The sequence below is a fragment of the Shewanella electrica genome (assembly GCF_022321485.1).
GTDB classification, from domain to species: Bacteria; Pseudomonadota; Gammaproteobacteria; order Enterobacterales; family Shewanellaceae; genus Shewanella; species Shewanella electrica.
In genome coordinates this window covers 1-255 of record NZ_JAKOGG010000496.1, presented here as the reverse complement: position 1 = coordinate 255, position 255 = coordinate 1, and the positions used below count along the sequence as shown (strand labels likewise).

Here is a 255-nt window from a genome sequence, read left to right as displayed (position 1 = left end):
GAAATGGGCGCTTACGGTGTCATGATGCGCGGCGTCACTCGCCGAGCGGCGGCGGGTCGAACGAACCAGCGAACCGTCGCGCTCGTCGCCGCTGGTGCCGTTGTCGCGATCGGGCTCACGATCGCGCTCTTTCAGGTGAGGCTCGCTGCGCCACCCGCCGATGACCACGATCGCCCCGCCGATTTCACCGACCTGATCCCCCGGACGCCACCCGACGGTGGCGGCACCTTCGGCTCGCTCGACTCGCAGGCAATC

At 69.0% G+C, this 255-nt stretch carries 1 protein-coding gene; it reads right to left on the bottom strand.

Features of this window, described 5'->3' with window-relative positions:
- Window positions 1–255: hypothetical protein (locus L9G74_RS21305; protein WP_238898787.1), on the bottom strand; the 255-nt coding region annotated here is incomplete at both ends.